19 protein-coding genes are annotated in these 21,205 nt (G+C 28.2%); 12 read left to right on the top strand and 7 right to left on the bottom strand.

Features of this window, described 5'->3' with window-relative positions; all coding sequences use genetic code 11:
• Nucleotides 1-10: 10 nt before the first annotated feature.
• The 4 genes from ASUIS_RS03015 (at nucleotide 11) to mnmA (ASUIS_RS03000) (ending at nucleotide 3,794) form a co-directional block, all read left to right on the top strand.
• Nucleotides 11-1,036, top strand: coding sequence for a M24 family metallopeptidase (locus ASUIS_RS03015; protein WP_118885664.1), 1,026 nt, complete (start codon nucleotides 11-13; stop codon nucleotides 1,034-1,036).
• A 72-nt stretch (nucleotides 1,037-1,108) separates the two neighbouring features.
• Entirely contained in the window at nucleotides 1,109-1,594 is a 486-nt protein-coding gene (folK, locus tag ASUIS_RS03010; protein ID WP_118885663.1) for a 2-amino-4-hydroxy-6-hydroxymethyldihydropteridine diphosphokinase, read from the top strand.
• A 47-nt stretch (nucleotides 1,595-1,641) separates the two neighbouring features.
• Nucleotides 1,642-2,745, top strand: a complete 1,104-nt coding sequence (mnmA, locus tag ASUIS_RS03005; protein WP_118885662.1) for a tRNA 2-thiouridine(34) synthase MnmA — start codon at nucleotides 1,642-1,644, stop codon at nucleotides 2,743-2,745.
• 11 nt (nucleotides 2,746-2,756) lie between these two features.
• Nucleotides 2,757-3,794, top strand: a complete 1,038-nt coding sequence (mnmA, locus tag ASUIS_RS03000) for a tRNA 2-thiouridine(34) synthase MnmA (protein ID WP_118885661.1) — start codon at nucleotides 2,757-2,759, stop codon at nucleotides 3,792-3,794.
• Between the two features lie 61 nt (nucleotides 3,795-3,855).
• Here the strand turns inward: mnmA (ASUIS_RS03000) and ASUIS_RS02995 are convergent, their stop codons facing one another.
• A complete protein-coding gene (locus ASUIS_RS02995; RefSeq protein ID WP_118885660.1) occupies nucleotides 3,856-4,977 on the bottom strand; it encodes an Opr family porin in 1,122 nt (373 codons plus the stop codon).
• Nucleotides 4,978-5,245: 268 nt separating this feature from the next.
• Between ASUIS_RS02995 and ASUIS_RS02990 the strand changes: the two genes are divergently transcribed.
• The 8 genes from ASUIS_RS02990 to ASUIS_RS02950 all read left to right on the top strand — a co-directional run bounded on the left by ASUIS_RS02990 (nucleotide 5,246) and on the right by ASUIS_RS02950 (nucleotide 14,693).
• Nucleotides 5,246-6,178, top strand: coding sequence for a ribose-phosphate pyrophosphokinase (locus ASUIS_RS02990; RefSeq protein ID WP_118885659.1), 933 nt, complete (start codon nucleotides 5,246-5,248; stop codon nucleotides 6,176-6,178).
• Nucleotides 6,179-6,236: 58 nt separating this feature from the next.
• Nucleotides 6,237-7,256, top strand: coding sequence for an OmpA family protein (locus ASUIS_RS02985; RefSeq protein WP_118885658.1), 1,020 nt, complete (start codon nucleotides 6,237-6,239; stop codon nucleotides 7,254-7,256).
• 150 nt (nucleotides 7,257-7,406) lie between these two features.
• On the top strand, nucleotides 7,407-9,194 hold the full coding sequence (gene lepA / locus ASUIS_RS02980; RefSeq protein WP_118885657.1) for a translation elongation factor 4: 1,788 nt from the start codon (nucleotides 7,407-7,409) through the stop codon (nucleotides 9,192-9,194).
• Between the two features lie 640 nt (nucleotides 9,195-9,834).
• The gene (locus tag ASUIS_RS02970; RefSeq protein ID WP_118885655.1) at nucleotides 9,835-10,407 is read left to right on the top strand and encodes a ComF family protein; all 573 of its coding nucleotides are present in this window, start codon (nucleotides 9,835-9,837) and stop codon (nucleotides 10,405-10,407) included.
• Between the two features lie 31 nt (nucleotides 10,408-10,438).
• The gene (gene hisH / locus ASUIS_RS02965) at nucleotides 10,439-11,047 is read left to right on the top strand and encodes an imidazole glycerol phosphate synthase subunit HisH (protein ID WP_118885654.1); all 609 of its coding nucleotides are present in this window, start codon (nucleotides 10,439-10,441) and stop codon (nucleotides 11,045-11,047) included.
• Between the two features lie 9 nt (nucleotides 11,048-11,056).
• Nucleotides 11,057-11,908, top strand: a complete 852-nt coding sequence (locus ASUIS_RS02960; protein ID WP_118885653.1) for a TIGR01777 family oxidoreductase — start codon at nucleotides 11,057-11,059, stop codon at nucleotides 11,906-11,908.
• Nucleotides 11,909-11,921: 13 nt separating this feature from the next.
• Nucleotides 11,922-12,629: a 1-(5-phosphoribosyl)-5-[(5-phosphoribosylamino)methylideneamino]imidazole-4-carboxamide isomerase gene (gene hisA, locus ASUIS_RS02955; protein WP_118885652.1), complete on the top strand. Its 708-nt coding sequence runs from the start codon at nucleotides 11,922-11,924 to the stop codon at nucleotides 12,627-12,629.
• Nucleotides 12,630-12,836: 207 nt separating this feature from the next.
• A complete protein-coding gene (locus tag ASUIS_RS02950; protein ID WP_118885651.1) occupies nucleotides 12,837-14,693 on the top strand; it encodes a GGDEF domain-containing protein in 1,857 nt (618 codons plus the stop codon).
• A gap of 49 nt (nucleotides 14,694-14,742) precedes the next feature.
• Here ASUIS_RS02950 and qhpG read toward each other — a convergent pair whose 3' ends face one another.
• The 6 genes from qhpG to peaB are packed head-to-tail and all read right to left on the bottom strand — an operon-like array spanning nucleotide 14,743 to nucleotide 21,196.
• Nucleotides 14,743-16,068, bottom strand: coding sequence for a flavin-dependent monooxygenase QhpG (qhpG, locus tag ASUIS_RS02945; protein WP_118885650.1), 1,326 nt, complete (start codon nucleotides 16,066-16,068; stop codon nucleotides 14,743-14,745).
• Nucleotides 16,055-16,696 (bottom strand): subtilisin-like serine protease QhpE, encoded by a 642-nt coding sequence (qhpE, locus tag ASUIS_RS02940; RefSeq protein ID WP_118885649.1) that lies wholly within the window; start codon nucleotides 16,694-16,696, stop codon nucleotides 16,055-16,057. The genes qhpG and qhpE overlap by 14 nt, the downstream gene beginning before the upstream one ends.
• Nucleotides 16,689-18,326: an ABC transporter ATP-binding protein gene (locus tag ASUIS_RS02935; protein WP_118887631.1), complete on the bottom strand. Its 1,638-nt coding sequence runs from the start codon at nucleotides 18,324-18,326 to the stop codon at nucleotides 16,689-16,691. The genes qhpE and ASUIS_RS02935 overlap by 8 nt, the downstream gene beginning before the upstream one ends.
• Before the next feature lie 14 nt (nucleotides 18,327-18,340).
• The gene (gene peaD, locus ASUIS_RS02930) at nucleotides 18,341-19,474 is read right to left on the bottom strand and encodes a quinohemoprotein amine dehydrogenase subunit beta (protein WP_118885648.1); all 1,134 of its coding nucleotides are present in this window, start codon (nucleotides 19,472-19,474) and stop codon (nucleotides 18,341-18,343) included.
• Nucleotides 19,475-19,491: 17 nt separating this feature from the next.
• Nucleotides 19,492-19,812 carry a quinohemoprotein amine dehydrogenase subunit gamma gene (gene qhpC, locus ASUIS_RS02925; RefSeq protein ID WP_118885647.1) on the bottom strand — a complete coding sequence of 107 codons (321 nt, stop codon included), beginning with the start codon at nucleotides 19,810-19,812 and terminating at the stop codon, nucleotides 19,492-19,494.
• 10 nt (nucleotides 19,813-19,822) lie between these two features.
• On the bottom strand, nucleotides 19,823-21,196 hold the full coding sequence (gene peaB, locus ASUIS_RS02920) for a quinohemoprotein amine dehydrogenase maturation protein (protein WP_118885646.1): 1,374 nt from the start codon (nucleotides 21,194-21,196) through the stop codon (nucleotides 19,823-19,825).
• Nucleotides 21,197-21,205 lie beyond the last annotated feature (9 nt).

Raw genomic sequence — 21,205 nt, 5'->3', positions numbered from 1 at the left:
AAGGCTTTTTATGAAAAACTTTATTCTTCAAAATGAGAATGCAATCTATTTTGAATGTAAATTTTCTTGTGATAATGTAATATTTTTAAATCTTGGTGATGAAAAATATTTTATTACAGATGCTAGATATACAACTGAAGCAAAAGAGTACGCAAAAAAATGTGAAGTTATAGAATCATCAAACCTAATAGAAACTACCAAAGAAATTTTAAAAAAGAATAATATAAAAAAAATAACATTTGATCCAAATGATTTTACATATGCTTCATATATAAAATTAAGTGAAGATTTAAAAACTGAGTTTATAGAAGAGCCAAATTTTTCAAAATTAAAACGAGTTATAAAATCAGATAAAGAAATAATATTACTAAAAAAAGCTGCAATTGCAGGACGAGATGGCTTTAAAGAACTTGCAAAATATATAAGAAAAAATGGTTTTAATCAAACTGAACAATTTTTATATTTTAAAGCTTTTGAAAAAATGAGCCAAAGTGGAAAACTTGATATTTCTTTTGAACCAATTGTTGCAATCAATGAAAATGCAGCAAAACCCCATGCTCTTCCTACAAATAAAAAACTAAAATTAAATGATTTATTACTTGTTGATGCAGGAGTTAAATATAAAAGATATTGTTCAGATAGAACTTGTACAAGTGTTGTTGATTTTGAAAAATTCTCTTTTAAAAGAGAGCAAAAATTCAAAAATTCAAAACATCAAAAAGTATATGACATAGTTTTAAAAGCCCAATTAAATGCTATTGAAAAAGCAAGAGTTGGAATGAAAGCTAGCGAAGTTGATAAATTAACTAGAGATGTAATAGAAAAAGCTGGATTTGGAAAATATTTTATTCATAGCACTGGTCATGGAGTTGGACTGGATATTCATGAATATCCAGTGATAAACTCAAAATCAGATGTAATAATTGAAGATAATATGGTCTTTACAATAGAACCTGGAATTTATCTAGCAAATGAATTTGGTGTTAGAATTGAAGATACAATTGTAATGCAAAATGGAAAAGCTGTAATACTTTAAAATCAAAAAAATAGCAAAAATAAATCTTGATTTATTTTATCAAGTTTATTTTTTGCTTTAAAAGAGAGAAATTTGAAAAAAAAATTATCCCCTACTTTAACACTTTTTTACACATCTAATTTTCCAAAAAGATTTAATACTAATTCCCTTAAAAAATATAGTGTAACAATCGGAATTGGGGGAAATATTGGAGATACAAAAAGAATATTTGATAAATTAATCTTATGTTTAAAAAAAGATGCAAGATTTACTTTACTTATGAATTCACCACTTCTTAAAAATCCTCCTTTTGGATTCTTGGAACAAAGTGATTTTTTAAATGGTATAATTCGCCTCAAAACAAATCTTTGCGCCAATGCTTTTCTAAAAGCAATGCAAAGATATGAAACTAAATTTGGAAGAAAGCGATCCTTTCAAGATGCGCCTAGAACCTTAGATATAGATATTATATTTTTTGATAATAAGAAAATAGATACAAAAAATCTTATTATCCCTCACAAAAATTGGGCAAATAGAGAGTCAGTGATTATTCCTTTAAAACATATGAAAAACAACTAAATTGTTGTAAATACAGTTCTAAAAAAAGAACTTTTTAAAGGTAAAAAATGAGCAAAAATAAAAAAGTAGTTGTAGGAATGTCAGGTGGAGTTGATTCATCTGTTACTGCGTTATTGTTAAAACAACAAGGTTTCGATGTTGTTGGATTATTCATGCGTAACTGGGAGTATGGAATTAAAGGTAGCCAATGTCCTAATCGTATAGAATTTGAAGATGCAAAAAAAGTTGGTGAATTAATAGGAATCGAAGTAAGAGGAAAAGACTTCGTTAAAGAATACAGAGATAGAGTTTTTGATGTATTTTTAGAAGGTTTAAAGCAAGGTCTAACACCAAATCCTGATATTTTATGTAACAAAGAAATAAAATTTAATGTATTTTTAAATGAAGCAAAAAGTATGGGTGCAGATATGATTGCAACTGGTCATTATGCGAAAATTGCAAAATACAAAGATCATTTTGTACTAGACACTCCAAAAGATAATACAAAAGACCAAAGTTATTTTTTACATGCATTATCAAGTGAACAATTGTCACATGCTATGTTTCCACTTGGAGATTTAACAAAAAAAGAAGTTAGAGAAATAGCAAGGGCTCATAATCTTCCAGTTAGTGATAAAAAAGATAGTACTGGAATTTGTTTTATTGGAAATCAAAAATTTGATGAATTTATTACTCAACACTTACAAGCAATTCCAGGTAATATTTTAGATGAAAATGGAAAAGTTATAGGAAAACACAAAGGTCTAGTTTGTTATACATTAGGTCAACGAAAAGGTATTGGTCTTGGTGGTATAAAAGGCAATGAAAGTGAAAACAATACACACAAACCTTGGTTTGTAGCTCTTAAAGATGTAGTAAATAATACATTAACTATTGTTCAAGATACAAATCATCCACTGCTTATGAGTAAAACTGTTGAAGCAAGTCATATGCATTGGGTACTTGAAGAGGCACCAAAAGTTGGTGATAAATTAATGGCACAAGTTAGATATAGACAACAAAAACAAGCTTGTACAGTTGTTGTTGCTACTGATGAAAAAGTAGTAGTTGAATTTGATAATCCTCAAAGAGCTGTAACACTAGGACAAAGTCTTGTTTTATATTCTGGTGATTATTGTCTTGGTGGTGGATTTATAAGTTTTTATAAATAAGTAGGCAAAAGATGAATAAACAAAAAGTAATGGTAGGTATGAGTGGTGGAATTGATTCATCAGTTACTGCTTATATGCTACAAAATGAAGGATATGAAGTTGAAGGAATTTATCTAAAACTTCATAATAGAACTGACGGTTATCACGAAAGAAATTTGGGTTACATAGAAGATGTAGCTAAATTCTTAAATATTAAATATCACATTTTAGATTTAGCAGATAAATTTACAGCTGAAATTTATGACTATTTTGTTGATTCATATTTACAAGGAACAACTCCAAATCCATGTGTTAAATGTAATAAACAAATCAAATTTGGAGCAATGTTAAAATTTGCACAAGAACATGGTGCTAATTTCTTAGCAACTGGACACTATGCAAAAACTGATGGTGAGTTTTTTTACGAAGCTGATGATAAAACAAAAGACCAAAGTTATTTCTTATCACAAGTAGATAAAGAAGCATTAAAATATATGATGTTTCCACTTAGCACTTATAAAAAAGAAGATATTGTAAAATTTGGAGCAGAATTAGATTCAGCATACAAAAGAATCACAGAAAAAAGTGAATCTCAAGAGATTTGTTTTGTTGAAACTGTTTATACAGATGTTGTAAAAAGACATTCAAATATTGACCAAGAAGGTGATGTTTTAGATGAAAATGGAAATATTGTAGGAAAACATAAAGGTTATGCACACTATACAATAGGAAAAAGAAGAGGATTTACAGTTCATGGAGCTCATGAACCACACTTTGTTACAGAACTAAACCCAAAAAATAACACTATTGTTGTTGGTAAAAAAGAAGCTTTAGAAGTAAATGAAGTTGTTGGAAATAATCTAAATATGTTTATTAATGAACTTGAGTTTTCTTGTAGTGTAAAACTAAGATACCGTTCTGTTTCTACTCCATGTAAAGTAAAAATTGAAAATCAAAAAGCTTACATAACTTTAGAAGAACCTGCTTTTGGAGTCGCTTCTGGGCAATTGGCTGTTTTTTATGATGGTCAAAAAGTAATTGGAAGTGCTTGGATTGAGTCTACTAAATAAATCTTTTTAAGATTTATTTAGTTTTATAATTTAGGAGTTAAACTCCTAAATTATATTTATATTAGAATGTATATTCTACGCTTGCTAACACTTTGTTATAATCTGAATAATTAGTATTATTAGAATCAGCAGTTACATCTCCATATAAAATTGAAGCAGCTAAAGATTCAGTTATTGGATAAGTAGCAGTTAAATTTAACTCTTTTTCTTTATCATCAGTTGTACCATAAGTAGTCTGTCCATATAATGCACCTAATTCTAAATCAGCGATTGTATATCCTAAAGAACCATATACTGTTCTAGCATCTGCTTCATATACTTGAGTACCATCTTCAAATGGAGAAATATTATCACCTTCTGCTGCTAACATACTTCCTGCACCAACATCTTTATCAGTTTTAATATATCCAACAGCTGCTGAAACTCCTGCTAATGTTGTATTTAATTCAAGATGACCAATAGATCCATCATCTTGTGTATCTTCACTTGAAATAGCATAATGAGCAACTGCACCAAACATATCAGCAGTAAATATTGTTTTTAATCCATACCAGTCTGCAACATCTGGAGCTGAATATGCATAAGGATTAAATTCTACACCTTCTAAACCTGCATATTTAACATCAATTACGTATGCACCTTTATTACCATTGAATTCATGGAAATCTTCACTTAAATCAATTCCTGATTCAGCTTTTCTTTGAGTATATCCTAAAACTACTGTAGTATCAGGGATAGCAGTAATTGCGGCAACTACAGCTTCATGATAATCACCTAGCCATTCTAAATCAACTGCTTGTCTACCTGCAGAGATAGAAAGACCTTCCATTGAATATTTAATATATGCTTCTGTCATTAAAGAGTTATTTTCAAAAGGTGCACCAGTTTCTCTATCACCATTTGAAACTTCACCTAAATCTAGGTTTCCTTTAAATTCAGCTTTTGCACTTAATCCATAAAATGAAGCTGTTTCAAATGCTACAGTTGCTTGTCCATTTCCAAATCCTGTATCTTCAGTTCCACCTTTATGGTCATATTTTTCACCATAAATACCTAAACTTCCTGAAACTTTTCCTTCTTTAAATGCTGAATCTATTGTTTCAGCTCCAAATACCATTGAAGAACTTAATATTAATCCGCAAGCTACTAAGCTTATTTTTTTACCTGATAAAAGGTTTTTCATTTTCTTTCCTTGTAATTTATATATTTTAAAAAACTATGAATCGCGTTACATAGTTCTAATTTTAGAAGAACAATAGAATTATAACATCTACTAAAATTAAAATAAACAACTTGATTGTATAATTTTTATACATAACATTTTTTACGATGTATTCATTTATGATAATCATTATTATATTATTAGATTTTTTCTTAATCTATGATTAACTTAATATTGATTAAGTACACTTTAGATAATATTCGAAATTAATAAAATGCAAGGAATTTTTATGTCAACATTTAAACTTTTTAGTGGTTCAGCTAATCCTGAATTTGCAACAAAAGTAGCAGAGTATTTAGGTATGAATGTATCAAATGCCACACTTAATAAATTTAGTGATGGAGAAATTTCAGTTCAAATTACTGAAAGTGTAAGAGGACAAGATGTTTTTATAATTCAGCCAACTTGTGCACCAACTAATGATAATTTAATGGAACTACTAATAATGGTAGATGCACTTAAAAGATCAAGTGCAAAATCAATTTCAGCAGTTATTCCATATTATGGATATGCAAGACAAGATAGAAAAGCAGCTCCAAGAGTTCCAATTACTGCAAAATTAGTTGCTGATATTCTAGAGACAGCCGGTATTTCAAGGGTTGTGACTATTGATTTACACGCAGCACAAATTCAAGGCTTTTTTAATATTCCTGCAGATAATTTATTCGGTTCAATTTTATTTAAAAATTATATTAAATCAAAAAATTTAGCAAACCCAATTATTGGAAGTCCAGATATCGGTGGAGTAGCACGAGCAAGGTCTTATGCAGATAAATTAGGATACGATTTAGTTATTGTTGATAAAAAAAGAGAAAAAGCAAATGTTTCTGAAGTTATGAACATAATAGGTGATGTAAAAGGCAAAGATGTAATCTTAGTTGATGACATGGTTGATACTGCTGGGACTTTAGTAAAAGCTGCTGAAGTTTTGAAGAAAAAAGGTGCAAATTCTGTAATGGCATGTTGTACGCATGGAGTTCTTAGTGGTCCAGCTTATGAAAGAATTGAAAAAGGTGAATTGGATGAATTAGTTATTTCTGACACAATTCCTACACGAAAAAATGCTAAAAAAATAACTGTTTTAACAGCTTCAACTATGATTGGAGAAGCCATTAGAAGGATTCATAATAACGAATCTGTTAATTCAATTTTTATTGCGTGATGCAAAATAAAAAAATTTTGGTATAATTCGCAAGATTATTTAATTAAAAGGAAAGACAATGAAAAAAATATTATTATCGACTGTTGCATGCGCAACAATGATGTTAGCTGCAAACTCTGATTACAAATATGAAATTACACCAACATTTGGTGGAGTTTACACTGAAGGTAACTTAGGTTTAGATAGAAATTATGCAAATGGTGGATTAAGTTTAGGATTTAACCAATTTGATTCTTTTATTGATCAAGTTGAACTTGGTTTTTTAAGATCTATTGAAGATATAAATTACAAAGGTACTAACGCTGACACTGGAATTACAAGAGTATTCACTAACTTTATTAAAGAATATAGTTTAACTTCTGATGTATCTTTATACACATTAATCGGTGCTGGTGTTGAAATATTTGATAACGAAGCTAATGGAAATGAAGATGGACTTTTTGGTAACTATGGTGCAGGAATTAAATATAAAATTGCTGACCAATTTGCTTTAAAATTCGATGTTAGACATTTAATTGAAGCAGATCATGGAGATAATAATTTATTATATAACATAGGTTTTGCTGTTCCATTTGGAGAAGTTGCAAAAGCAGCTCCTGTTGTTGAAAAAGCAGCTCCTGTTGTTGTAGCTCCAGCTCCTGTTGAAACTCCAAAAGATGCAGATGCAGATGGTGTAATTGATTCATTAGACGAATGTCCAAATACAATGGCAAAAGCAAAAGTTGACTCTGTTGGATGTATGACTTTAGTAAACTTAAATATCAATTTTGATACAAATAAATCTGATATCAAAGATTCTTATAATACAAGAATTGTTGAATTTGCAAATATGTTAAAAGCAAACCCAAAATTAAAAGCAACAATTGAAGCACATACTGATTCTGTTGGTTCTGATGCTTACAATCAAAAATTATCTGAAAGAAGAGCTGCTTCTACTGTTGAAGCATTAAAAGCACTTAAAGTAGATACTTCTAAAATTAAAGCTGTTGGTTATGGTGAAACTAGACCAGTTGCTACAAATGCAACTGCTGAAGGTAAAGCTGAAAATAGAAGAGTTGAAGCTGTAATGAGCAAATAATTCTAATTTTTTAGAATAAAAAGGGGTTGAGTTTATCTCAACCCCTTTTTTTTTAATTCCTCACAATTCTATTTAACTATAAACTTACTAACTTTTAGATACAATCGCGATATAATAAATAACACAATAAACAAATCATAGGAATAACCCTTGCAAAAAAATATTAGAAACTTTAGTATTATTGCTCATATTGACCATGGAAAATCTACACTTGCAGATAGAATTATCCAAGAGTGTGGAGCTGTAGCAGATAGAGATTTATCTGCTCAAATGATGGATACAATGGATATAGAACAAGAAAGAGGGATTACAATTAAAGCTCAAAGTGTGAGACTTAATTATGTAAAAGATGGACAAGCTTATATTTTAAATCTAATTGACACTCCAGGACATGTTGACTTCTCTTATGAAGTAAGCCGTTCACTTGCATCTTCTGATGGAGCATTATTAATTATTGATGCAACACAAGGTGTTGAAGCACAAACAATTGCAAATGTTTATATTGCAATGGATAATGATTTAGAAATTCTTCCAGTTGTAAATAAAATTGATTTACCAAGTGCTGATCCAGATAGAGTTTTAGAAGAAGTTGAAGAAGCTATTGGAATTGATTGTACTGAAAGTAACTTAATTAGTGCAAAAACAGGTCAAGGTGTAAAAGCATTAATTGATGCTATTGTTGACAGAGTTCCATCACCTGTGGGAGATACAGATGCTCCAACAAAAGCTTTAATTTATGATTCATGGTTTGATAACTATCTTGGAGCTTTAGCACTTGTTAGAGTTTATGATGGAAGTATCAAAAAAGGTCAAATGCTTAGAATGATGAATACAAAAGAAGAACATCAAGTTCTTAATTTAATGTATCCTCATCCAAGAAAACCAACACCAACAAAAGAGATTGCAACGGGTGAAATTGGAATTGTTGTTTTAGGTTTAAAAACTGTAAATAGTATTGCAGTGGGTGATACAATGACTGATGCAAAAAATCCAACAGCTGAAGTAATCGATGGATTTGAACCTGCAAAACCATTTGTATTTGCAGGAATTTATCCAATTGAAACAGATAAATTTGAAGATTTAAGGGATGCACTTAATAAACTTCAATTAAACGATAGTTCAATCTCATTTGAGCCTGAAAGTTCAGCAGCTCTTGGAAGTGGATTTAGAACAGGATTCTTAGGAATGCTTCATATGGAAGTAATTAAAGAAAGACTTGAAAGAGAATTTGATTTAGATTTAATTGCAACTGCGCCAACGGTTATTTATGAAATTTTAAAAACAGATGGAACAAGAATTTCAATTCAAAATCCAAGTGAAATGCCAGCACCAAACTACATAGATACAATTTTTGAGCCTTATGTAAAAGCAACAATTTTAGTTCCAGATGAATTTTTAGGAAATGTTATCAAACTTCTTAATGATAAAAGAGGTTCTCAAAATAAAATGGATTATATTGGAAAAAGAGTTTTACTTGATTATGATATTCCAATGAATGAAATCGTAATGGACTTTTATGATAAGCTAAAATCAACAACAAAAGGTTACGCATCATTTGATTATGAACCTATTGGATTTAGACCTGGAATTTTACAAAGACTTGATATTAAAGTTGCAGGTGAAGTTGTAGATGCACTTTCTATTATCGTTCCTGAAAATAAAGCACTTGCAAAAGGAAGAGAATTTATCAAAGCATTAAAAGAGTTAATTCCAAGACAACTTTTTGAAGTAGCAATTCAAGCAAGTATCGGAAACAATGTAATTGCAAGAGAAACTGTAAAATCAACAGGTAAAAATGTAACTGCAAAATGTTACGGTGGAGATATTACAAGAAAAAGAAAATTACTAGAAAAACAAAAAGCTGGTAAAAAAAGAATGAAAGCAATTGGAAAGGTAAATGTACCTCAAGAAGCATTTATGGCTGTGTTGAAGATTTAATCTTCAGCACTATTTTTTGAGTATAAACTTTTTACATTTACTTTTTACTCATATTATCTTTAAATTTTGGCCATCGGTTATAACCTATTTCTGGATTATTAGATTTATATTCTAAAATTAATTGAGATTCAATTTTATTTATTTCATCCACACTTTCAGATTCATATATTATTTCTTTTTGTATTGTAAAATTTCTTCTCTCTTCTTCGGTAAAATCTTTTTCAACATGTTCACTTTTAACACTCCCAAAATATGTTAATGTATTTGTTAAATCTTTTCCAATATAAATTTTTCCATTTGGATATGTAATTTTATAAATAACTTTTTTTAATTTTATTCCTTAATATAGCTACTTAATTATATTAAAATAATCATTTAAAATAGAAAAATTAGAACTACTAGCAAATGTGAGCATTTTCAAAATAGCGTAAAGAAAAATCTATCTAAATTCGTAAAGAAATTTGAACTGTTTGAAGACTGAGGTACGAAGTCAAGTTTTCAAATTTTAGAATTTAGATATATTTTTTAGCTATTTTGAATCCCTGCGAACGCTTTTCTTTTGTTTCTTTTCTTTACTAAAAAGAAAAGAAAAAAGCTCGACAAGCAAAGAATATACATAATTTATGATATTATTTATTTCATGTTATGCATAACCTGTAAAAACCTATCATTCCAAATTATCTGCAAAGATTGCCAAACAAATCTTTTAATCCCTTCTTTCCACAAAAGAGAGATAGAAGATGGATTTTTTAATTACTCTTTTTATACTCTTTCAGAACTAGAAGATTTAATCTCTTCAAAATACTATTTTCATGGAGACAGAGTTTTTAATCTATTAGCAAAACTCTCTTTTGCAAAATTTGCTCAAAACTTTGTTTTTGAAAAAGAGGTTTTTGCCATTCCAATTGATGACCATACAAGACATGATTTTTCCCATACGGCAATTCTTGCTCGTCATCTAAAATCACAATTTATAACTCCAAAATACAACTGCCTAAAAGCTACAAATATTGTCAAATATGCAGGAAAAGATTTGGAATTTAGGCAAAAAAATCCTCGAAAATTTAAGCTTACAAATATAAGCAATCAAATGACAATTTTATGTGATGATTTAATCACAACTGGTGCTACAATTAAACAAGCAAAAAAAGCTCTTGAAAAGAAAAATAATGAAGTTCTCTTTTCTTTAACCCTTGCTGATGCAAAACTTTAGTATAATTTATTTTTTACAAAAGGGTTGAAAAGTGATTGGAATTATTGATTATAACATGGGGAATTTAGCAAGTGTTTATAACGCTTGTCTTTTGATAGATGCAAAAGCAACAATTGTAAAAGACCCAAATGATTTGAAAAATTTTAATAGAGTAATATTGCCAGGTGTTGGTGCATATAAAGATGCGATGGAGCATCTAATCCAAACAGGTATGAGAGAAGCTGTTTACGAGTACGCAAAAAGTGGAAAACCAATGATAGGTATTTGTCTTGGAATGCAACTTTTATTTGAAAGCTCAACAGAGTTTGGACATACAGACGGATTAGGTTTAATTGATGGAAAAGTTGTTAAATTTGACAAGTCAAAAATGCATGAGGATTTCAAAATTCCTCACATGGGATGGAATACAATTGTAAATAAAGAACATCCTTTGTTTGAGGGATTACATAATCCATATTTATATTTTGTACACTCTTTTCATGCAGTAACAAGTGAAAAAAATATCATAGGAAAAACAACTTATGGTTATGAATTCGCAAGTGCTGTAAATAAAGATAATATTTATGGATTTCAGCCTCATCCTGAAAAATCTCATGATAATGGACTTAGAATTTTAAAGAACTTTGTTAATATTAAATAAAGGATATTTATGAAAACTATTGCAATTACAGGTGCTAGTGGTTTTGTAGGAACAAGTTTAACAAAATATTTTTCTGGATTAGGATATAAAATTATTCCTATTTCAAGAGATATTTTAAATAATAATAAAAAACTAGAAGAGACTTTAAATCAAACAGATATTGTAATTAATTTAGCTGGTGCAAATATCATAAATAGATGGAGTGAATCTTATAAAAAACTTCTATATTCAAGTCGAATAGAAACAACATCAAAAATTGTAAATGCTATAAATAGTGTTCAAAATAAACCAAAACTTCTTATTTCAACTTCTGCTGTTGGGATTTATGACAATAAATCAACTTACAGTGAAAATGGCTCTTTTTCAAATGATTTTCTTTCAACTCTTTGTCAAAATTGGGAAAAAGAGGCTTTAAAAGCAAAAAATGAAACTACAAAAGTATCTATTTTTAGATTTGGAATTGTTATGGGAAAAGATGGTGGAGCTTTACAAAAAATGATTACACCATTTAAACTAGGACTTGGCGGAGTTATTGGAAGTGGGAAACAAGCATTTTCATATATTCATATAGATGATTTAATGAATGCTTATAAATTTGTAATTGAAAATGAATTTGAAGAAACATTTAATCTTACAGCACCAGTTCCCACAACAAACCAAGGTTTAACTCTTGCTTTAGGAAAAACACTAAAAAGACCTACTATACTTCCAGTTCCAGAATTTGTTTTAAATCTTATTTTTAGTGAGGGAGCACGGGTTTTAACCGATGGACAAAGTGCAATTCCAAAAAAATTATTAGATTTAGGTTTTGAATTTAAATTTAAAACTATTGAAGAAACAATTGAAAATTTATGTAAATAACGAGGATTAATATATGGATATTTTACCAGCGATTGATTTAAAAGACGGAAAAGCTGTAAGACTAAGTAAAGGATTGATGGATAGTGCAAAAATCTATTCAGATGAGCCTTGGCAAGTTGCAAAAAGATTTGAAGAATTAGGTTCAAAATGGGTTCATATTGTGGACTTAAATGGTGCATTTGAGGGAAAACCAGCAAACCTTGAACAAATCAAAAAAATTAGAGAAAACTGTAATCTAAAAATCGAACTTGGTGGTGGAATCAGAGATGAAGAGACTATTAAAATGTATATTGAACTTGGTGTTGATAGATTAATTCTTGGTTCAATTGCTGTTAAAAATCCACAATTTGTAAAAGATATGGCTTCAAAATATCCAATTGCTGTTGGAATTGATGCTATGAATGGAATGGTTGCGGTTGAGGGTTGGGCAGAAGTTTCAACTATGGAAGCTACAACTTTAGCACGTGAGTTTGCAAATGCAGGTGTTCAAGCAATTATTTGTACAGATATAAGTAAAGATGGAATGCTTTGTGGTGTTAATGTAGAATTCACAGAATCAATTGCCCTTGCAAGTGGCATTGATACAATTGCATCTGGTGGTGTAAAAGATATAAATGACATCATTAACTGTAAAGCAAATGGAAATATTGCTGGTGTAATCGTAGGAAAAGCATTTTATGAAGGAACTCTTGATTTAGAAGAGGCATTTAAATTACTTTAATATTCCTTATAAATGCAAGAAAAATAATTAAAATTAAAAAATAATTAAATGATAAAAAATATAATCTAATTTATTAAAAAAATATTTTTACTTAAATAGTATTAATATGGTAGTTTATTTTAAAATTTTACAAAATTGTATAAAAAATATGTACTTAAAAATAATTTTATGTTATTATAATTAAAATGATTTATTAAGGCTAATTTTATGAACTCTAACAAAAAAATCACTATTATAATTTTTAGTATGGTTACAATATTAACAATTGTAATAGTAGCTTTAGTTGCTCTTGGATCTAGACAAACAGGTTATGATAGTGCTAAAAAAAGAGCCTATTTAACAGCTGATATAGTTAAAAAATCTCTTACTTCCCATATGATTAATGGAAATATGCAGCAAAGGGATGTTTTCTTAGATAGTATGGCTCAGCTAAAAGAAGTTAGTGATTTATGGATTATTAGATCAAAGACTGTGAGTGAACAATTTGGGAAATCTAGCTTAGGAAATGAAATTCCAAGAGATGCCATTGATGAAGAAGTTTTAAGAACAGGTAATGAAAAGGTTATAACTACTGAATCTTTAAAAAATGCTTCATTAAGAATTACAATTCCTTACACAGCATCTTCAATTGATAAACCAAATTGTTTATCTTGTCATAATGCAAAAGAAGGTGAAGTTTTAGGTGCTATTTCTTTAAAATTTGATATTCAAGATGATAGAATTTCAAGTATTGCTATTTTGTTAAATGTTATTGGAATTATTTCTCTTTTCTTAATTTTCATATTAATTTATATTAGTAAAAAAATCAAACCATATACAAGTTCATTTGATGCAATTACAGAAGTTTTAAAACAAGTTCACGATGGTGATTATTCAGTACGTGCAAAAGAAGGTGTTTTAAAAGAAGATAAAGAAGCCTCTTTATGGTTAAATGAAATTATAGAAAAACTTGAAACTGTATTAACTGGAATTGAAAAAAATCTAACTGCTTTTGTACATAATAGAGTGTCAAATGTAAATAATGATAAATTATTAACAGCAAAAGAGATAATAGAAGATATTTCAGAAATTTATAACTATAAAAAAACTATAGAAACTGATTTAACAAAAGATGATATTTATTACCGATTAGTTCAAGTATTAAAAGATAGATTATTAATTAAATCTTTTTATATCTTTGAAAATGACTTGGTAAAAGATGAAAGAAGTATTATTTTTAGTACAAAAGATGCAAAACCTTGTTGTGGTATTTTAAGAAATGTAAAAGAACAATGTAGAGCGGAGAGAACAGATACGGTAGTTTTATCTGAAAACTTCCCTGAAATTTGTAGAGTTGCAACTTGTAAAAATTGTACTGATTATATTTGTATCCCATTTTTAATAAATGAGCAAAAAAGTGTAACTGTACATATTTTATGCCAAGATAAAGAGTGTTTAAAACATATTAAATATCAAATTGGAATTATCAAAAAATATCTTGAAGAAACAAAACCTATTTTAGAAAGTAGGATGTTAATGGATGTTTTAAGAGAAAGAAACTTAGTTGATGGATTAACAGGTCTTTATAATAGAAAATATTTAGATGAATTTATAGATAAAAAAATGCACCATGAACTAGCAACAGGAACAACTTATGCTGTTATGTTCTTAGATATTGACTACTTTAAAATGGTAAATGACACTTATGGACATGATGCAGGTGATGCAATACTTCAAAAACTATCAAGTACAATGAAAAGTGCAATCACTGAAAAAGAATTTATTATTAGATTTGGAGGAGAAGAGTTCTTGATTATAATGAAAAATCCAACTCCTGAAAGTGCGAAAGAATTAGCAACAAGAATTAATCAAGAGTTTGAGAAACTTGTGTTTACATTTAATAATGATTCATTTAGCAAAACAGTTAGTATTGGTTATGCTTTCTTCCCAAGTGATACAGACCAAATTTGGAAATGTATTAAATTCGCTGATTTATCACTTTATGAAGCCAAAGAAACAGGAAGAAATAAAGTTGTTAAGTTCACAAAAGAACTTCTTAAAAATGCAGATAAAGATAAATATTAAAATCTTTTTTCTCTCTTGTATATTTCAAAAATATACAAGAGTTTTTAAATCAAATCAAAATTTCTTGATATATAAACCATCTTTTTAAAGAGTTATATAATTCCATTGAAATACCTTTTTCTTTACAAAAAATATCAAAATATTCTAAAGATTTCTCAAATTCATTTTCAATACAATATTTAGATAATTCTACTATTTCAATATTCCCATAACACCAAACTCCCATTGGGTTGTCTTTTGTAACAACAACATCACATGGAAAAACATAAGAATCGTTTACAATAGCTTTTTCTTCTATTCTTGGTAATTTTTTCAAATCTTTAACTTCAGAAGTTGTCCAGAGTTGTCTTTTTTGCCAAAAACTACTATCAAATCTTTTTTCTAAAGAATAAAACTCTTTTCCAACTTTTGAAAATTTATTAAATATGAATTCAACTCTATTTTTATAAAAATCTATTGCTACTTTTTGCTCTTTTTTACTTTTATTTAAAATTGTATTTATTACAAATGGAGCAATACTTGACATACTCATAGCTTGAAAAGTTCCATTTCCTGAAAGTGGGTCAATACTTGAAGCGCTATCTCCTATCAGTATCATTTTTTCGTTTATTATTTCTTTGTGAATTTTACTAAAAGAGTCTCTTTTTACTATTTTTCCAACAGGTTTTGCATTTTGTAAACTCCAAAAATCAGTATTCTGTTTTCCTAAAATTTCTGATAACTGTTCAAAATCATCTATTTTTACTGCTAATTCTTCATCACAAGTAAATTGAATATAACCTTTATTATTTCCGACATAAGCTTGCCAAATCCAACCATCTTGTGTTGAATTAATAGAAGTTCTATTTTCAACTAAACTATTTATTTGCAACTCTTGAAGAAGTGAAAAGCTTTTTGGTCCACAAATATATTCATCTTTAAATGGAGTAAATCTTCCTCTAGCATCAACTATAAAATCAGCTTCTTTCTCTATTTTTGAATCATCTATTTTATAAAAAATTTTAGGTTTTTTTCCACTAACATCAATTTTTCCAGTAACTGTTATGTTAAAACAATTTATATCATTATCCCTTGCATCTTCAAGTAAAGCTTCATCTAAATCAGCTCTACAAACAACATATTCATAATTAATTTTATTTGTATTTCCTGCCCAATTTGAATCACGAAGAGATTGTTTATCTAAAAGTTTTGAAGCATTTATACAAGCTTGTGAAATCAATCCGTCTTTAGTTTTTTCACTAAATCCTTCATAGGCAACAAATGGTCTTTTTTTATAAAATATAGTTACATTAAATCCTAATTTTTTAAGTCCAATAGCTGTTGTAACCCCTGCAATTCCAGCACCTAAAACAAATATTGTTTTATTTTGATTCATGTAAATAACCTTCTTTTATTTTTAATAAAATTTCTTCTTTTCTATAACCTTCTTGTAAATTCTCACAAAAATATTTCGTAAATCTTGCAACTGCAACACTCGAACCTCCAACTGCTTCAACCTTTGAAAAAGGATTTGCTCCAAAAAGAGATTTTGAAATATCAATACAACTTATTTCATTTTCTTTACATTTTCCATCAGAAGTTACACTAATTACCTCATCATAAGAAGCTGGAAATACAAAATCAGCTCCACTCCGTGGAAAAGATGAGATTATTGTAACTCCATTTGAACTTAGTTTTTTACATAAATCTTCAATCTCTTTATAGTTTGTTTTAAGTCCTAAACTCATATTTATTACATCTACTTTTTTATCCAAAAGATAAGTCAAAGCTCCTATTATATGAGAAGGTGTTGTTCTTAGATTTTCATCAAACACTTGAATATCATATAGTTTTATATTCTCATTAGAAGATATTATTTTTCCAATAACATCTCCGTGTTTATATTTTATTTTATTTTGAGTTGTTGTAAGAATTTTATTATTCTCAACTTTTATTGCAATTTTTTCATAGGTTTCAAAAGTGCAACCACTATCAATTAAAGCTACAAAAATATCTTTAGACATTTTGATACTCTTTTAGATTTTGATTTTCCAATAAATAAACTTTTTCAAAATTGTTTAATATATTAAGATGATGAGTAATAGCAATAATCGTTGAATTTGGGAAAAGTTTTGTGATATTTTCATAAAACCAAATAGTATCTTTTTCATCTATTGAAGAGGTAAATTCATCAAGTATTATCACTTTTGGATTTAATAAAATAATTCTTGATAGTGCAATTCTTTGTTTTTGCCCACCTGAAATATTATCCCCTGATTCATAAATATTTGTATTTAGCCCATCTTTTAGATTTTCAAACCAAGATTTCATTCCTGTTAATTTTAGAGCAGATATAAGTTCCTCATCAGAAGCATCTATTTTTGCTAAAAGTAGATTTCCTCGTAGAGTATCATCAAAAATAATTGGAGTTTGCTCTAGTTTTACAATATAGTTTGAGAAATTTGAATAGTCATTTTTCCCTAGTTGTTCATTTCCTAATAATATTGTTCCACTTTGGGCGCTTTGTAATCCACAAAGTAAATCTCCAAAAGTACTTTTTCCTGCTCCATTTTTACCTATAATTGCAATTTTAGAATTTTGTTTTATCTCTAAATTTAATTTTTCAAATATTATGTTATTTCCATAAGAAAAAGTTAAATCTTTTATAAAAATATCATAACTCGTTGTTTTTAAAATCTCTATTTTTTCATCTTTTGGTAATATTTCTAGAACTCTATTTAGGCTCACTTTTACTTTTGGAAGATTATTCATAACTCCTAAAATGGTGTGAACGGGGGCTAAAATCATTCCAAAATAAGTCAAAAATGCTATTAATTCACCTATTTTTAGCTCATTATTAATTGCTAAATATCCACCATAAGAAAGAATTATTGTTTTTCCAAGTAATGAAATAAATGTTGGAACTTGTGTAAAAAGTAAATTTAATTTTTTATTTTTGATTACTACTTTTTTATAATCTTCTTGAATATTATCAAGTTTTGAAATTGTTATTTCTTTTGCACCAAGGTTTTTTAGAACTAAAATATATCTAAAACTCTCTATAAAAAATTTACCAATATTCGAAGTACTTTCTCTCATATTTTTTGTACTATCATGCATGTATGGATAAAGAGGTTTTAGGCAAAAAAATTCTATTGGTAAAAAAATCAAAATAAGTATCATTAGTTTTATATTATATGAAGAGATAATAAATGAGATAAATACAAGACTAATGATAGTTGAAAATACAGCAAATAAAGTATCAGTATAAAATCTTTGAAGTTCACTAATATCACCTTGAACCCGAGACATCAAATCCGCAGAATGGTATTTTGTCATAAAACTTTTATTATGCAAAAATAGTTTATTAAATACTATTTTTCTAAATTTAAATAAAATATTCATAGAGTTTGAAGTGTAATATATTTCATTTACACTACTAATAAGCATACTAAAAATTGTCAAAAAAAATGAAATTGTTACTAATATAACTAATTGATTTAAATTTGAAGCTAATATTGCATCATCGATTATATGTTGCATAATAAATGGCTGTAAAACTGCACCTAAAGATACAAGAATCGAAAAAAAGAAGATGATAATAAATCCTCTCTTATTTTCTTTTAAGAGAGGATAAATTGTATTTTTAAACATATTGTTTTTAATCACTATTTAGTTTTAAACACTTGAAGAGCAGCTGAACCCATATCGCCTGTTAATTTGATATTACCTAGTTTTTCCAATGTATTTGCATCATAAACAGAAATATCATTTAAACAACCACCAAGATATAATTTTTCTCCATCCATTGATGGAACAACACTATAATATGTATGGTCTGTAACAACTCTTTTTAACACTTTTTGCTCTTTTAAATCAAATTTTGTTAAATCATTTAAAACTCCATATAAAATATTTTGATCTTTTGGACTTCTAATTGCTGTAAACATCAAAGTTTCATATTCTGAAATTTCTTGTTGAATTATTTCTCCTGTATTTAAATCAACACTTGTAATTCCCCAATATGTAGTTCCTTCTTCATCAGATGGATTTTTTGGGTCATCGTATTTTACGGTTGCATATAAAGCTGTTAAATCTCCTGTTTGTTGACCTATTATATAGTTTGCAGCAGAATCTAAATCACTAAACCCCTCTTTCCCCCATTTAACTATTTTTTTCGCAACTTTTATATCACCACTATTTGGATTTACTTTATATAAATCAGAACCAACCACATAAACTGTTCCATCTTTTCCAGTTGAAACAACTGTTGTTTGTCTTGGCATCTCAAAACTTTTAACTGGTTTTGCACCAATTCCATCAGCTACATTGTAAACTGAAAAATATGGAGGTAAAACTTTATATCTATCATTTAGCATTTCTGTTCTATTATAAATTGCATAAACTTTTGTTCCATCTTCATTAACTGATAAACCAAATAAAGATTTTGCTCTAATATTTCCTTGAGTTAAAGAAGTATGAAATACTTTTTTACAAGTTTCTATTTCATATCCACCAATTTCTTCACCATATTCACCTAAAACAAATGCAACTTTATTATTTGGAGATAATACTATTGCTCCTGGAGAAAATGCTTCATCTATTTTACACTCATTTATCATTTCATTTTTTTCTAAATCTACTAAAACTATATTATTTGGTCTTGTAACTGTAACCAAATAATTATGATTTGATTTTAATTCAACATTTGCTGCATTAAGATTTGTACTTAAACTTGAAGATAAAATTATTGAAAAGCTTAATAATCCTAAACCACTTTTTATAAATTTTTTATTTAACATATTATCAACCTTTTTACTTATATTTTTGGATATACATTATCTAGTTCACGCCAACTATCTTTTGATGAGGGAGCTTTATCAGCCCATTTTTTATAACTAGAAGATGTATCAGGAACTTGTGTTGGCCACCAACAAGGATCCGAACAACCATATAAATCCGCCTCTAAAGGTTGACATAAACTTGCAACTCCTCCATCGCTATCTATTTCCCATCCTGGGTCAAATGTAGTTACACAACCTACAACGCTTGACATTGCGACAACTTCAGAAGTTGTTCCTTCTTTTATTGCATCATCAAAAAGTTTTGCTTTTGGTGTTATTGGTTTTAAATGTTTCATTTTTATTCCTTTATTTAAAATATTTTGTAAAGAATTCTGGATTTTGTGCTTGAATTCTAATATATGCTTCAACTGCAAAATCAATCCAGTTTCTCATATCATCACAATAGTGTAATACTGATTTTTCTGGTGTTCCATACTTTATATAACTCTCATGATAACAACCACCTGCACATAAATTTCTAATTCTGCATGTTTGGCAATTTGTATCTTTTTCATTTGCTCTTTTTTCTAAAAAAGTACCTAAAGCTAATTTATCAAGACCTTTTTCAATATTTCCAAAAGATGGATAATCAGAACCTGTAAATCTATGGCATAAATCAATATCACCTTTGTATGAAACAGAAAGTAATCCAACTCCAGCTCCACAAGGTAGTTTTTTCTTTCTTCCTTCGTGAATATCAATTACAGTTCTATGTAAATTTGAAAATCCATTAAAATTGCCTTTTATTGCCTCTTTTATATAATCTTCACCAAGTTCTTTAAATCCAGAAAATACCTTTGATAAATCATTATCTGATAAATTGTAAAAATCACTATCTCCTGAAGTAACTGGTGCAAAACCTACTTCTTTAAAATTTAAATCATGTCTTAAATGATTCCAAATTGTTGGAATATCTGTTACTCCTTTTGTAAGAGTTACCCTTGCTCCAACTGTTCTATTTTTATAAATAGAGAGTAATTTAGCTATATTTTTAACAACTTTTTCGTAACTTCCTTTTCCATTTTCATAAACTCTTGTTTTATTATGTAACGCCTCTGGTCCATCAATACTAACTGTTAAATCAACTCTACTATCATGAAGATAATGAATTATCTCTTCTGTTAGCAGTGTCGCATTTGTAGTCATTGAATAACCGATTTTTAAATCTTTACTTTCAAAAAACTCATTTGCATAAGCAATAATCTCTTTGATTAAAGGCAAATTACTAATTGGTTCACCCCCAAAAAAAGTAATTGAATACTCTTTTAAATGTGGTGATTCTTTATAAAACATATCAATAGCACTTTTTGCTATTTCAAATGTCATTTGTCCACCATTTTTCAAAGATGTTAAATCTGCTTTATAACAATATGTACAACTAAGATTACATCCAGAAGTTACATTTAAAATCAAAGCTTTTGCTGGAAAATGTTCTATTTTTGTATCTTCTACTTTTGCAAAAAATTTTCCACCTAAAATATTTAACTCTTTAAACTCTTCAACTATTTCTTTATCATATTTAAAAATTTCTTCATTATTTTCTATTTGTTTCAACAGTTCTGAACTCTCAGGTGAAAGTTCAAATACCGATGAAGTTGGAATATGAAATAAAAATTCTTTTGAATCAACATTTAAAATGTGATAATTAGTTTTTATTAAACTATAATTATTGATACTCATAATAGACTC

Origin of the sequence: Arcobacter suis CECT 7833, assembly GCF_003544815.1 — a bacterium.
In the GTDB taxonomy this organism is placed as follows: domain Bacteria; phylum Campylobacterota; class Campylobacteria; order Campylobacterales; family Arcobacteraceae; genus Aliarcobacter; species Aliarcobacter suis.
The sequence above is the reverse complement of the archived record's forward strand: the minus strand, read 5'-3'. Positions and strand labels throughout refer to the sequence as shown.